Origin of the sequence: Salinarimonas rosea DSM 21201 (assembly GCF_000429045.1) — a bacterium.
Classification (GTDB): Bacteria; Pseudomonadota; Alphaproteobacteria; order Rhizobiales; family Beijerinckiaceae; genus Salinarimonas; species Salinarimonas rosea.
The window spans coordinates 36,697-49,524 of sequence record NZ_AUBC01000016.1; the positions used below are offsets into that span (position 1 = coordinate 36,697).

Consider the following 12,828-nt stretch of genomic DNA (forward strand, 5'->3'; position numbering starts at 1 on the left):
GTGACGGGTGGGGGTCGTGGCGATGGGGGAGGACCGGGAGGACGACCGGGAGCCGGACGCCGAGAAGGACCCGGAGCGGGAGCGACGAAGGCCGCCTCGCGGCCTCCCCGCGGTCGCCGCGCTCGTGCTGCTGGCGGTCTGCGCCGTCCCCGCGCGCGGCGAGGCCGATCGCGTGACGGCGCTCTCCGAGGCGTTGATGCGCGAGCGCCCGGCGAGCGGCTGCGGTGACGCCTGCACGCGCTCCGGGCCGATCGTCGTCGAGGGCCGCGAGGACGTCGTCCTGCGGAACCTCAGGGTGGAGGGCGCGCAGGGGGATTGCGTCGTCGTGCGCGCGTCCGCGCGGGTCGTGCTGGAGGGCCTTTCGCTCGCGGGCTGCGGCGGTGCCGGCGTGCGGATCGAGAATGCGCGCGCGGTCGTGCTGCGCGGCCTCGCCGTCGCCGACACGGGGCAGAGCGGCATCGTCGTCGACGGCTCCACGGACGTGCGCGTCGAGGGCGGCAGCATCGAGCGGTCGGCTTCGGGGATCTACGCGCACCGCTCGCGCGGGGTCGTCGTGCGCGGCACGTGGCTCGTCGACGCGCAGGGACCGGCCCCGCGCGGCCAGGGCGTGCAGCTCGACAAGGTCGCGGGTCCCGGCAACGAGATCGCCTGCACCGTCGTCGTCTCGCGCCCCGGCCGAGCCGCGCCCGAGGACGCGATCAACCTCTTCCGCTCGGAGGGCACCCCCGCCTCGCCGATCCGCGTCGCGGGCAACCGCATCCTCGGCGGCGGCCCCAGCCCGTCCGGCGGAGGCATCCTGGTGGGCGATCACGGTGGCGGTCACGTGCAGGTCGAGGGCAACGTCCTCGTCGACCCCGGGCAGTACGGCATCGGCGTTGCCGGCGGCACGCACGCGACCGTCGTCGACAACATCGTGGTCGCGCGCGCGCGGCCCTTCACCAACGTGGGGATCTACGTCTGGAAGGCGGCGGAGGACGGTGGGCCGTGCGGCCATCATCTCCTCGCGGGCAACCGCGTCGCCTATGCACGCGCCGACGGCGCGGCCAACCCGCTGTGGGTCGCCGACACGTGCGCCCCCACGCGGGCCGACGCGGCGCTCGTCGAGGGGCCGGCCGACCTCGACCCGCGCCTCGTGCTGGACGAGCCGGCGCTGTGCGCCGCCATCGGCCGTCGGGACGATCCTCTCAATAGGCATTGAGGAACGCCCGCGGCGAGAGGGTCATCAGCAGGATGCGCAGATCGAGCACGATCGAGTGGTTCTCGATGTAGTAGAGGTCGAAGGCGACGCGCCGCTCCATGCTGGCGACCGTCTCGGTGCGCCCGCGCAGGCCGTGCACCTGCGCCCAGCCGGTGATGCCCGGCTTGACGTTGTGGCGGCGCGCGTAGCGGGCGATCTGGCGCTGGTACTCGAGGTCGTGCGCGACGGCGTGCGGGCGCGGCCCGACGAGGGACATCTCGCCCTTGAGCACGTTCACGAGCTGAGGAAGCTCGTCGAGATTGTACCGACGCAGGAAGCGGCCGAGCCGCGTCACACGCGGGTCGTCGCGGGTCGCCTGGATCACGGTCGGGCCGTCCTCGAGCGCCGTCATCGTGCGGAACTTGAGGATGCGGAAGGACTTCTGGTTGAAGCCGTGCCGCGTCTGCACGAACAGCGCGGGCCCGGGGCTGTCGAGCCGGATCGCGAGCGCGATCGCCGTGAGCAGCGGTGCGAGCAGGAACAGCGCGAGGCCCGAGAGCACGAAGTCGATCACCCGCTTCGTGGCGTGGACGACCGGCCCCGCCGGCGCGCCGGCCACCCGCAGGTTCGGCAGCGGCTCGGCGTCGTAGCGCGCCGCGCGCGCGAAGGTCTCGAAGCCGGGCGGCGTGGCGACGTGGATCGTCGCCGGCGTGTCCAGGAAGGCCTGGATGCACGCGTCCATCACCGCCCGCTCCTCCCAGGGCACGAGGATCAGCACCCGGTCGCAGTCGAAGGTCCGCACCATGGCGACGCCCGAGGCGATGCGCTCGTCGAGCCGCAGGCGACCGACCGGCGTATCGCAGCGATCGGCATCGGCGAGCGGCAGCGAGACGCAGGAATAGCGCTGCGCGCGATCGTCGGCGCCGAAGCGGGCGATCTGCGCGGCGCTGCCGACGACGAGGACGCGCCCGCCGAAATCCTGGTTGCCGAGCGTGCGCGCCAGGACCGTGCGCAGCCACGCGAGCGCGACGAAACCCAGCGGCAGGAACAGCAGCGTCGAGCCGCGGGAGACCTCGTCGAGCGACTTCGCCAGGAAGCCGATGCCCAGATGCGCCGAGAAGGCCACGGCCCACGACGCCGCGAGCCCCGGGCCGGGTGCCTCCTCGCGCAGGATGGAGAGCGGATAGCCGGGTGCGCGGCTGGAGACGATCAGGAACAGGATCGCCACCGAGACGCCGTCGCGCAGGAACAGGTCGAGGGGCCCGATGTCGCGGTAGGCGGCGTAGTGCCAGGAGATGCCGGCGAGGAAAGAGGCGAGGATGATCGTCAGCGTCTCGACGGCGAGCACGCCCAGCGCCGCGGGCGCGCGCCGCAGCCGTTTCGGGTATGGTGAAAGGACACCCTGGTCGTTGACGGTCGTCATCCGGAACCCTCACGCAACCTGTGCCGATCCGGGATCGGCGCATTGCTCGTCGAATTCGACTAGAATTTTCCATGCCAGATGCGCGCGTCCGGCCGCCCGAGCGCCGCGGTCCCTCGTCCACTTCGGAAAAGCTTATGCAGTGCAAGGGGTTGGAGACGGGTCGGGGCCGGTGACGGCCGGGTCGTCGAGAGCCGCTCGACGGGCTCGCGGGGCATCGACTGTCACGATTTGGGTCAGCGTGGCCGGTGCGCGGCCGCGTTGGCTTCCCTAGAGGAAGCCTCGATCTCGCCCAGACGGGCGACGTAAGATCGCCGATGTCGGCCCGCTGCGAGACGTTCGCGCACGCCCCGGGGTCGTCGTCGCGCATCGTCTCGCCGCATCGCCCCGCCGGTTCGCTTGGACTCCGGCGCGCGGCTGCGCTTTAATCGCGCGGCACGAACGAACGTTGCGTAACAATGGGGAAGTCGCGAGATGAAGGCGATCGTCGTCGGAGGCGGAATCGGCGGGCTGACCACGGCCCTGATGCTGAAGGAGCGCGGCCTCGAGGCCGAGATCTACGAGCAGTCCTCCGAGATCCGGGAGCTCGGGGTCGGCATCAACACCCTCCCCCACGCCATCAAGGAGCTGGCGCGGCTCGGGCTCCTGCCCGCGCTCGACAGGGTGGCGCTGCGCACCGCCGAGCTCGTCTACACGAACCGCTTCGGCCAGGAGATCTGGCGTGAGCCGCGCGGTGTCGAGGCGGGCTTCGACGTGCCGCAGTTCTCCATCCACCGCGGGCGCCTGCAGAGCGTGATCCACGAGGCGGTGAAGGACCGCCTCGGCGCGGACGCGATCCACACCGGCTGCCGGCTCGGCGCCTACGCACAGGACGAGGGCGGCGTCGTCGCCTGGTTCTTCGACCGGGAGGGGCGCCACGTGAAGACGGCACGCGGCGACGTGCTGATCGGCGCGGACGGCATCCATTCCTTCGTGCGCGCGAGCCTGTTCCCGCAGGAGGGCCCGCCCGCCTGGAACGGCATCATGCTCTGGCGCGGCGCGACGGAATGGCCGGCCTTCCTCACGGGCCGCTCGATGATCGTCGCCGGCGGCATGCGGGAGAAGCTCGTCGTCTACCCGATCGCGGAGGGCTATCGCGCGGGCATGGTCCTGATGAACTGGGCCGTCGCCGTGCGCCTCGGCGACGGCACCACGCCCCCGCCGCGGCGCGAGGACTGGTCACGCCCCGGCCGGCGCGAGGAGCTGATGCCGCACGTCGAGCGCTTCCGCATCCGCCACCTCAACGTTCCCGCGCTGATCGAGGCGACGCCCGAGTTCTTCGAGTATCCGATGTGCGACCGCGATCCCCTGCCCCGCTGGACGCACGGACGCGTGACGCTGCTCGGCGACGCCGCGCACCCGATGTATCCGGTCGGCTCCAACGGGGCGAGCCAGGCGATCCTCGACGCGCGCTGCCTCGCCGACCGGCTCGCCGGCTGCGAGCATCCGATGGCCGCGCTTCGCGCCTACGAGGCCGAGCGCCTGCCCAAGACCGCCGAGATCGTGCGCGCCAACCGCCGCGGCGGCCCCGAAGGCGTCATCGACGCGGTCGAGGCGCTGGCCCCCGACGGTTTCACGGACATCGACGCCGTGCTCGGGCACGCCGAGCGCGAGGCGATCGTCAAGGGCTACGCGCACAAGGCGGGCTTCGCGGCCGACGGCGCCGCCAAGGCCGCGTGAGCCCTGCGCGCGGGGCGGTCGCGCCCCGCGCGTCGGATTTGACAAACCGGGAACCTCGGCTAACGTGCGAGATCGTCGGCAGCGATGCCGGCGAGCGGCAGCGAGGCCGCGCGACATCGAAGCCGAGAGGGCCTTCTCATGCCTCCCGCGGGAGCCATGCGAAGGCCCTTTTTTGTTTTCGCCGTGCGCACCGGGGACCGGCGCGCACGTGGGAAGCGCCGAGCGTGGCGGAGACCGCGGAAGCCGTTGCCTTCCGTAACGGAAGTCACGCACTATCGCCCAGCCGTCGCCGAAGCCCGCCCGTGCGGGACGACGACGTGGGCGGCGGCGGCGGCAGCGGCCGCGAAGGATGGGAGCCCTTCGCGAGACGCGCACGGGAGGAGAAGCCGGGACGGGTGCCATGACCTAGGACGATCTTCGGCGACGGCCGCACGGCAGAACGGCCGCGCCGATCCAGATGGAGGGACAAGAATGCGCAGCTCCAGTCAGACGACTGAGCCGTGGCGGGTGGGCGTCCTTTTCTCGCAGAGCGGCTTCATGGCCGTCATCGAGGAAACGCAGCTTCGCGGGACGCTCACGGCGATCGACGAGGTCAACGCGGCGGGCGGGATCAACGGGCGGCCGATCGAGCCGGTGATCTACGATCCCGGCTCCGAGTCGCGGGCTTTCGGGCGCCTCGCCAAGAAGCTGATGGTGGACGACGGGGTGAGCACGATCTTCGGGTGCTACACCTCGAGCAGCCGGCGCGCCGTCCTGCCGGTGGTCGAGCGCCTCAACGGGCTGCTGTGGTACCCCACGCTCTACGAGGGCTTCGAGTTCTCGCCCAACGTCATCTACACGGGCGCGGCGCCCAACCAGAACAGCGTCGAGCTCTGCCGGCTGCTGATGGAGATGTACGGCCGGCGCTTCTTCTTCATCGGCTCGGACTACGTCTACCCGCGCGAGTCGAACCGGATCATGGGCGAGCTCGTGCGCGCGAGCGGCGGCGAGGTCGTAGGCGAGCGCTACCTGCGTCTCAACGCCGAGCGCAGCGAGTTCTCGCCGCTGCTGCGCGAGGTGAAGGACGCGCAGCCCGACGTGATCTTCTCCACCGTGGTGGGCCAGAGCACGGTCTTCCTCTATCAGACCTACCACGACTTCGGCTTCGACCCGAAGGTGACGCCGATCGCCAGCCTCACCACGACGGAGGCCGAGATCCAGGCCATGGGCCACGACGTCGGCGAGGGCCACGTCACCGCGGCGCCCTATTTCCAGGGGCTCGGCGGGACGCGCAACTCCTCCTTCGTGCAGCTCTACAAGAAGCGCTACGGCGAGGACCAGTCGACCAACATGTGCCTGGAGGCGGCCTACTTCCAGGTGCATCTCTTCGCCAAGACGCTCGAGCAGACGAACTCGCTCGACACGGAGGTCCTACGGACCTCCGCCCTCGGCGTCGAGCTCGACGCGCCGCAGGGCAAGGTCGCCGTCAACCCCGTCTGCGGCCACACCGACCTGTGGACCCGCATCGGGCGCGCCAACCGGCAGGGCCAGTTCGACATCGTGTACGAGTCGCCGAGCCGCGTGCGCGCCGATCCCTACCTGATCGGCTACGCCCGCAGCCTGGCCTTCGCCTGAGGACCGGGCCCGATGCACGACCGGAACCAGCCGTCCCCGGCGCGGCGCGGGGCCATCGCGGCCGATGCGCCGCGGTCGCCCTCCCCCGCCGCGCGGGCCCCGCAGCCCGCGCGGACCGGGCCCGCCTTCCCCTTCGCCGACGTGAGCATCGCCGTGGTGTGCGAGCGCGACGCGCACGGCGACGATCTCGTGCGCGAGCTGCAGCGGCTGCGCGCCAAGCCGCACCACGTCTGGCCGCCGCCGCCGCAGCTGCCGCTCGGGTTCGACGCGGTGTTCTGCGTCCTGATCGACGACCTGCCGCGGCGCGTGCCCTGGCTCCCGGGCGAGCCGGAATCGGCGCTCGTCGTCCTCCTGCCGCGCCATGCGCCGTTCCGGCCGGACCTGATGCGCGACTGCGCGGCGCACGGAGCGCTCGTCCTGCCCGCGGACCCGCTCAGCGTGCAGTGCACCCTGGCTCTGGCGCGCGACCACTTCCGCTACGAGAAGCGCCTGCGCGGGCGCATCGACAAGCTCGACGAGAACCTGCGCAACATGCGCAGCGTCGAGCGCGCCAAGACCATCATCATGCATCGCAACTCGGTGAGCGAGGACGAGGCCTATCAGCTGCTGCGGCGGCAGGCGATGTCCCGGCGCGTCTCCATCGGCGCCGTGGCCAACGCCATCGTTGACTCGCAGGAGCTGCTTGGCTAGCTTCCTATCCGGAACGCCCGAGGGCGATTCCCCGCCGGCAACGGAGCCGGCTCACATCGCAGGCGTCGCAGCCCAGCTGTAATCCGAGTGATCGGATTCGCTGGGCTTTTTCGTGTCCGTGCGCGTCGCAGCGCAGGACCCGCGCCCGCCCCGCGGCAGATCCGCCGCGCACAGTACGAGCTTGGCAATGGAGCCCCGTCGCCGTCCACGCACCGCGTGGCCGCACGGGGCTTTTTTTCGTGTCCGACCGGAGGGTGACATGACGTTGAAGAGGCGCACGTTTCTGCAAGGGGCCGCCGCCGCGTCGGTGGCCGCGGCCACCGGCTTCCCGCACATCTGGAGCAAGAATGCCGGCCTCGCCCGCGCCCAGGGCGGCGAGATCAAGGTCGGCGTCCTGTTCTCGCTGACGGGGACGACCGGCATCATCGAGGAATCGCTCAACAAGGCGACGCTGCTGGCCATCGAGGAGATCAACGAGGCCGGCGGCATCAACGGCATGCGCATCGTGCCGATCGTCGAGGACCCCGCCTCCGATCCCGCGACCTTCGCCGAGAAGGCGCGCAAGCTCGTCGTGGGCGATCGCTGCGTCTCGGTGTTCGGCTCCTACACCTCGGCGAGCCGCAAGGCGGTTCTGCCGGTGTTCGAGCGGCGCGACAACCTGTATTGGTACCCGACCCTCTACGAGGGCCGCGAGTGCTCGAAGAACGTCATCTACACCGGCGCCGTTCCGAACCAGCAGCAGGACGAGTTCATCCCCTGGCTGTTCGAGAACTTCGGCCCGCGGTTCTACCTCATCGGCTCGAACTACATCTACCCGAAGGAGGAGAACAACTACTGCAGGAAGCTCCTGGCCGAGCTCGGCGGCGAGGTCGTCGACGAGGAGTACGTGCCGCTGGGCCACTCCGAGTTCTCCTCGGTCATCAACAAGATCCGCTCGACGCAGCCCAACGTGATCTTCTCCACCGTGGTGGGCGACTCGGTCGTGGCCTTCCACCGCCAGTACCGCGCCGCGGGGCTCGATCCCGAGACCATGCCGATGGCGTCCCTCACCACCTCCGAGAACGAGGTGGCGGCCATGGGCGGCGACGCCGCGGCGGGGCACTTCACCTCCGCGCCCTACTTCATGGTCCACGACAGCCCGGAGAACCAGCGCTTCGTCGAGGCCTACCAGCGCCGCTGGGGCGGCGACAAGGTCACGCACTTCGTCTCCGAGCCCTCCTACTTCCAGGTCTACCTGTTCAAGCAGGCGGTCGAGAAGCTCGCGGCGAGCGACATCGATCCGCCGACCATCCGCGAGGCGGTGCGCGGCGAGGAGCTGATGGCGCCGCAGGGGCGCATCCGCATCGATCCGGACAACCTGCACGCCTGGCTGTGGCCGAAGATCGCGGTCGCCCGCTCGGACGGCCAGTTCGAGGTGCTGCGCTCCTCCTCCGACTGGCTGCGGCCCGACCCCTACGCCGCCTATCCCGGGCAGGTCTGCACCGTGAACGGCCTCGTCGAGGGCTGATCGGCGCGCACGGCGCGTGCCTCCGGGGCGCGCCTTCGGGGCGCGGCGCGCGGCGCCGCCCCCTCCCCTTTCGTGAACCCGGCGAGGAGGTCGCCTTGGAATTCTTCCTTCAGCAAGTGATGACGGGGCTCAGCATCGGCTCGATCCTGCTGCTCGTCGCGCTCGGCCTGGCGCTGATCTACGGCTCGATGGGCGTCATCAACATGGCGCACGGCGAGTTCCTGATGCTCGGCGCCTATAGCACCTGGGCGCTGAACACGTTCTTCGGCCTCGGGCTCCTGTCGAGCCTCGTCTTCGTCTTCCTCCTCGTCGGGGCCTTCGGCTGGGCGGTCGAGCGCGGGGTAATCCGCTTCCTCTACCGGCGCCCGCTCGACACGATCCTCGCGACCTGGGGCATCGGCATCATCCTCCAGCAGGTGGTGCGCCTCTCCGCTGGCGGCGAGCTGCGCTACGTCGAGATGCCGGAGGTGCTCACCGCCACGGTGTCGATCCTGGGCGTCACGGTCCCCGGCTACCGGGTGTTCGTCTTCGTCGTCGTCGCCGCGCTGTTCGCGCTGACCTGGGCGCTGATGTTCAAGACCGACTTCGGCCGGCGCCTGCGCGCCGTGGTGCAGGACCGCGACACCGCCACCTGCTTCGGCGTCGACGCCGACCGCGTCTATTCCCTCACCTTCGCGTACGGCGCGGGCCTCGCCGGGCTCGCCGGTGCTCTCGTCGCGCCCCTGAAGAGCGTGTCGCCCGAGATGGGCACCGCCTACGTCGTCGACGCCTTCTTCGTCGTAGTGCTCGGCGGCGTGCAGAGCCTCTTCGGCACCGTGGTGAGCGCGGGCCTGCTCGGCCAGCTGACCGGCTCGCTGGCCTGGGTGACGAACGACACCGTGGCCAAGGCGCTCGTCCTCGTCGCGATCGTCGTGATCATTCGCTTCCGCCCGCAGGGCCTGTTCGTCGCCAAGGTGCGGAGCTGAGCCATGACCAAGCGCGAAACCTCCCGCCACATCTCCCGCCACCTGCGCGAGGGCCGGCTGCAGATCGCCGCCTACGCCGCGATCTGCCTGGCGGTCTTCCTCGTCCCCGTGCTGGTGGACAACGACTTCCTGCTCAACCGCTACGCCCGCTACCTCGTGCTCGGCATGGTCGCGATGTCGCTCGCCCTCGCCTGGGGCTACGCCGGCATCCTCAACCTCGGCCACGCGCTGAGCTTCGGCATCGGCTCCTACTGCATGGCGATGACGCTGAAGCTGCGCACGGTGCCGACGCACACGGGCTCGGACGGCCTGCCGGACTTCATGGTCTGGAACAACGTCGAGACCCTGCCCTGGCTGTGGGTGCCCTTCCACTCGACGACCTTCGCCATCGCGGCGGGGCTCCTCGCGCCCGCCCTCGTCGCCGCGGTGCTCGGCTGGTTCATGTTCCGGGGGCGCGTCACCGGCGTGTTCGTCGCGATCATCACGCTCGCGAGCCTCGTCGTCGCCAACCTGCTCGTCATCGACATGCAGGCCTATACCGGCGGCTTCAACGGCATCACCGACCTCGCCCAGCTGAGCCTCTTCGGCATCACCTTCGACGCCTACTCGAAGTCGACCTACTACCTCGTCGCGACCTGCCTCACGCTCTCGCTCTTCGCCTGCCTGGCGGTGACGCGCTCCAAGGCAGGGCTGATCCTGCAGGCGATCCGCGACGACGAGCGGCGGGTGCGCTTCTTCGGCTACGACGTCGCCTCCTACAAGGTGATGGCGATGGCGGTCTCCGCCGCCGTCGCGGGGCTCGCGGGCATGCTCTACACGGTCGTGATGGAGTTCGCCTCGCCGACCTTCCTCGGCGTGCCGCTGTCGCTGTCCATCGTGATCTGGTGTGCCGTCGGCGGCCGCCAGAGCCTCGCGGGCGCCATGCTCGGCGCCATCGTCATCGCGGCGATGCAGGGGGCCCTGTCCGAGAGCGAGGCCTTCCTCGAGACCTGGACGCTGGTGATGGGCGTCGTCTTCGTCGCCGTCGTCCTCTTCCTGCCCCAGGGGCTCGCCGGTCTCGTCGAGATCGTCCGCGCGCGGCTCGCCGCCGCCCGCGCCCGGCCGGCCGAGCCGATCGCGCCCGTGGCGGCACCCGGAACGGGAGAGCGCTCATGACCCCGCATCTCGCGCTCACCGACGTGAGCGTCAGCTTCAACGGCTTCAAGGCGGTCGACGGCCTGCGGCTGTCGGTCGGCAAGGGGGAGCTGCGCTGCCTCATCGGCCCCAACGGCGCCGGCAAGACCACCGCGCTCGACCTGATCTGCGGCAAGACCAAGGCCGATTCCGGCTCGATCACGCTGGACGGGCGCGAACTCTCGCGGCTCGAGGAGCACGAGATCGCCCGTGCCGGGGTGGGCCGCAAGTTCCAGGTGCCGAGCGTCTTCCGGCAGCTCACCGTGCGCGACAACCTCGAGGTCGCCATGTGCCGGGAGACCGGCGTGTTGGCGACGCTCCTGCGCCGGGCGCGTACCCCGGCGGGCGACGGGCTCGAGGCGCTCGCCGAGTTCGTCGGGCTCGCCGACGTGCTCGACGACCCCGCCGCCAACCTCTCGCACGGCCAGACGCAATGGCTCGAGATCGCGCTCCTGCTCGCGCAGGACAGCGAGCTCATCCTGCTCGACGAGCCCACCGCGGGAATGACCCACCAGGAGACGGCGAAGACCGCCGACATCTGCCAGCGCCTGAAGGGCAAGCACACGATCGTCGTCGTCGAGCACGACATGGGCTTCGTGCGCGAGATCGGGGACGTGATCTCCGTCATGCACCAGGGCGCACTGCTCGCGGAAGGCGGCGTGGCGGAGATCTCCGCCGACGCGCGTGTCCGCGAGGTCTACCTCGGAACGATGGGGATCGCCGGTGCTTGAGATCGACCGCCTCGACGGCTTCTACGGCAACGCCCAGGCCCTGCACGGGGTCTCGCTCGCGGTGGCGGGCGGCGGCTTCCTGTCCGTGCTCGGCCGCAACGGCGTGGGCAAGACCACGCTGATGCGCGCCATCCTCGGTCTCCTCGACCGCACCGCCGGCACGATCCGGCTCGACGGTCGCGACCTCGCCGCGCTGAAGACCCACGAGCGCGCCCGCGCCGGTGTCGGCTACGTGCCCCAGGGCCGCGGGATCCTGCCGCGCTTCACGGTGGAGGAGAACCTCGCGCTCGGCGGCTTCGCCCGCACGAGCGGGCGCGGGGCCGAGCTGCAGGCGCTCGTCTACGACATGTTCCCGGTGCTCAAGGACTTCCGCACCCGCGCCGGGGGCAACCTCTCGGGCGGCCAGCAGCAGCAGCTCGCCATCGGGCGTGCGCTGCTCACCGACCCGCGCATCATCCTGCTCGACGAGCCGGCGGAGGGCATCCAGCCCAACATCGTCGAGCAGATCGAGGAGGCCATCGTCTCCCTCAATCGCAAGCTCGGCATCACGATCGTGCTCGTGGAGCAGGACATCGCGTTCGCGCGGCGCGCCTCCTCCTCCTTCGCCATCCTGGAGAAGGGGCACGTCGTCGCCGCCGGGGCCGTCGCCGACCTGACGGACGACCTGGTGCACCGGCACATGGCGGTCTGACCACCACGGCCGCCGTCCGCGCCGGACAACGCACGTTCCCATACGGAGGAAAGACCCATGCTTCACGGCGATATTTCCAGCAGCAACGACACCGTCGGCGTGGCGGTCGTCAACTACAAGATGCCGCGCCTGCACACCCGGGCCGAGGTGCTCGACAACGCCCGCAAGATCGCGACGATGATCGAGGGCATGAAGGTCGGGCTGCCCGGGATGGATCTCGTGATCTTCCCCGAATACTCGACCCACGGCATCATGTACGACCAGAAGGAGATGTACGAGACCGCCTCCGCCTGCCCGGGCGAGGAGACGGCGATCTTCGCCGAGGCCTGCCGCAAGGCCAAGGTCTGGGGCGTGTTCTCGCTCACCGGGGAGCAGCACGAGGAGCATCCGAACAAGGCGCCCTACAACACGCTCATCCTGATGAACGACCAGGGCGAGATCGTGCAGAAGTACCGCAAGATCATGCCCTGGGTCCCGATCGAGGGCTGGTATCCCGGCAACTGCACCTACGTGTCCGAGGGGCCGAAGGGGCTCAAGGTCAGCCTCATCATCTGCGACGACGGCAACTATCCGGAGATCTGGCGCGACTGCGCCATGAAGGGCGCCGAGCTGATCGTGCGCTGCCAGGGCTACATGTACCCCGCCAAGGAGCAGCAGGTGATCATGTCGAAGGCGATGGCCTTCGCCAACAACGTCTACGTCGCGGTGGCGAACGCCGCCGGGTTCGACGGGGTGTATTCCTACTTCGGCCACTCGGCGCTGATCGGCTTCGACGGCCGCACGCTCGGCGAGTGCGGCGAGGAGGATTACGGCATCCAGTACGCCGCGCTCTCGAAGTCGCTGATCCGCGACGCGCGGCGCAACATGCAGTCGCAGAACCACCTCTACAAGCTCGTGCACCGCGGCTACACCGGCATGATCAACTCCGGCGAAAGCGACAAGGGCGTGGCCGCCTGCCCCTACGACTTCTACCAGAAGTGGATCTCCGACCCGGAGGGGACCCGCGAGATGGTCGAGGCCATCACCCGCTCCACCGCCGGCACCGACGAATGCCCGATCGAGGGCATCCCCAACGAGCGCTCCGCCCACCGCTGAGCATCCGCCGATGCTCTAGACCCCGAGCACGAGCGCTCGCGCGGGC

General features: G+C 70.3%; 11 protein-coding genes. 10 read left to right on the forward strand and 1 reads right to left on the reverse strand.

The annotated features are described in order from the left end of the window. Window positions 1-7: 7 nt before the first annotated feature. Window positions 8-1,198: a right-handed parallel beta-helix repeat-containing protein gene (locus G407_RS30520; protein ID WP_029031218.1), complete on the forward strand. Its 1,191-nt coding sequence runs from the start codon at window positions 8-10 to the stop codon at window positions 1,196-1,198. On the opposite strand, the gene G407_RS32370 is transcribed toward G407_RS30520, so the two are convergent. Beyond that, window positions 1,185-2,600 carry an exopolysaccharide biosynthesis polyprenyl glycosylphosphotransferase gene (locus G407_RS32370; protein ID WP_084327524.1) on the reverse strand — a complete coding sequence of 472 codons (1,416 nt, stop codon included), beginning with the start codon at window positions 2,598-2,600 and terminating at the stop codon, window positions 1,185-1,187. The genes G407_RS30520 and G407_RS32370 overlap by 14 nt on opposite strands. A gap of 471 nt (window positions 2,601-3,071) precedes the next feature. Here G407_RS32370 and G407_RS0113520 point away from each other — a divergent pair, with 471 nt between their 5' ends. The 9 genes from G407_RS0113520 to G407_RS0113560 all read left to right on the forward strand — a co-directional run bounded on the left by G407_RS0113520 (window position 3,072) and on the right by G407_RS0113560 (window position 12,782). Continuing rightward, window positions 3,072-4,316 carry a flavin-dependent oxidoreductase gene (locus G407_RS0113520; RefSeq protein ID WP_029031219.1) on the forward strand — a complete coding sequence of 415 codons (1,245 nt, stop codon included), beginning with the start codon at window positions 3,072-3,074 and terminating at the stop codon, window positions 4,314-4,316. A gap of 471 nt (window positions 4,317-4,787) precedes the next feature. Next, window positions 4,788-5,930, forward strand: coding sequence for a transporter substrate-binding domain-containing protein (locus tag G407_RS0113525; protein WP_029031220.1), 1,143 nt, complete (start codon window positions 4,788-4,790; stop codon window positions 5,928-5,930). 12 nt (window positions 5,931-5,942) lie between these two features. Next, window positions 5,943-6,620, forward strand: coding sequence for an ANTAR domain-containing response regulator (locus G407_RS27710; RefSeq protein ID WP_052341349.1), 678 nt, complete (start codon window positions 5,943-5,945; stop codon window positions 6,618-6,620). Window positions 6,621-6,879: 259 nt separating this feature from the next. Next, window positions 6,880-8,127, forward strand: coding sequence for a transporter substrate-binding domain-containing protein (locus tag G407_RS0113535; protein WP_029031221.1), 1,248 nt, complete (start codon window positions 6,880-6,882; stop codon window positions 8,125-8,127). Between the two features lie 95 nt (window positions 8,128-8,222). Further along, entirely contained in the window at window positions 8,223-9,092 is an 870-nt protein-coding gene (urtB, locus tag G407_RS0113540; RefSeq protein WP_029031222.1) for an urea ABC transporter permease subunit UrtB, read from the forward strand. Between the two features lie 3 nt (window positions 9,093-9,095). Next, a complete protein-coding gene (urtC, locus tag G407_RS27715; protein WP_084327525.1) occupies window positions 9,096-10,247 on the forward strand; it encodes an urea ABC transporter permease subunit UrtC in 1,152 nt (383 codons plus the stop codon). Next, entirely contained in the window at window positions 10,244-10,996 is a 753-nt protein-coding gene (gene urtD, locus G407_RS0113550; protein ID WP_029031223.1) for an urea ABC transporter ATP-binding protein UrtD, read from the forward strand. The genes urtC and urtD overlap by 4 nt, the downstream gene beginning before the upstream one ends. After that, entirely contained in the window at window positions 10,989-11,687 is a 699-nt protein-coding gene (gene urtE / locus G407_RS0113555) for an urea ABC transporter ATP-binding subunit UrtE (RefSeq protein WP_029031224.1), read from the forward strand. The genes urtD and urtE overlap by 8 nt, the downstream gene beginning before the upstream one ends. Before the next feature lie 57 nt (window positions 11,688-11,744). Continuing rightward, window positions 11,745-12,782, forward strand: coding sequence for an aliphatic amidase (locus G407_RS0113560; RefSeq protein ID WP_029031225.1), 1,038 nt, complete (start codon window positions 11,745-11,747; stop codon window positions 12,780-12,782). Window positions 12,783-12,828 lie beyond the last annotated feature (46 nt).

Bases quoted from the DNA above. Each gene is read 5' to 3' on its own strand.
- G407_RS0113525 (WP_029031220.1), top strand. From the start codon at position 4,788: ATGCGCAGCTCCAGTCAGACGACTGAGCCGTGGCGGGTGGGCGTCCTT.
- G407_RS0113535 (WP_029031221.1), top strand. From the start codon at position 6,880: ATGACGTTGAAGAGGCGCACGTTTCTGCAAGGGGCCGCCGCCGCGTCG.
- urtC (WP_084327525.1), top strand. From the start codon at position 9,096: ATGACCAAGCGCGAAACCTCCCGCCACATCTCCCGCCACCTGCGCGAG.
- G407_RS27710 (WP_052341349.1), top strand. From the start codon at position 5,943: ATGCACGACCGGAACCAGCCGTCCCCGGCGCGGCGCGGGGCCATCGCG.
- urtD (WP_029031223.1), top strand. From the start codon at position 10,244: ATGACCCCGCATCTCGCGCTCACCGACGTGAGCGTCAGCTTCAACGGC.
- G407_RS32370 (WP_084327524.1), bottom strand. From the start codon at position 2,600: ATGACGACCGTCAACGACCAGGGTGTCCTTTCACCATACCCGAAACGG.
- G407_RS0113560 (WP_029031225.1), top strand. From the start codon at position 11,745: ATGCTTCACGGCGATATTTCCAGCAGCAACGACACCGTCGGCGTGGCG.
- G407_RS0113520 (WP_029031219.1), top strand. From the start codon at position 3,072: ATGAAGGCGATCGTCGTCGGAGGCGGAATCGGCGGGCTGACCACGGCC.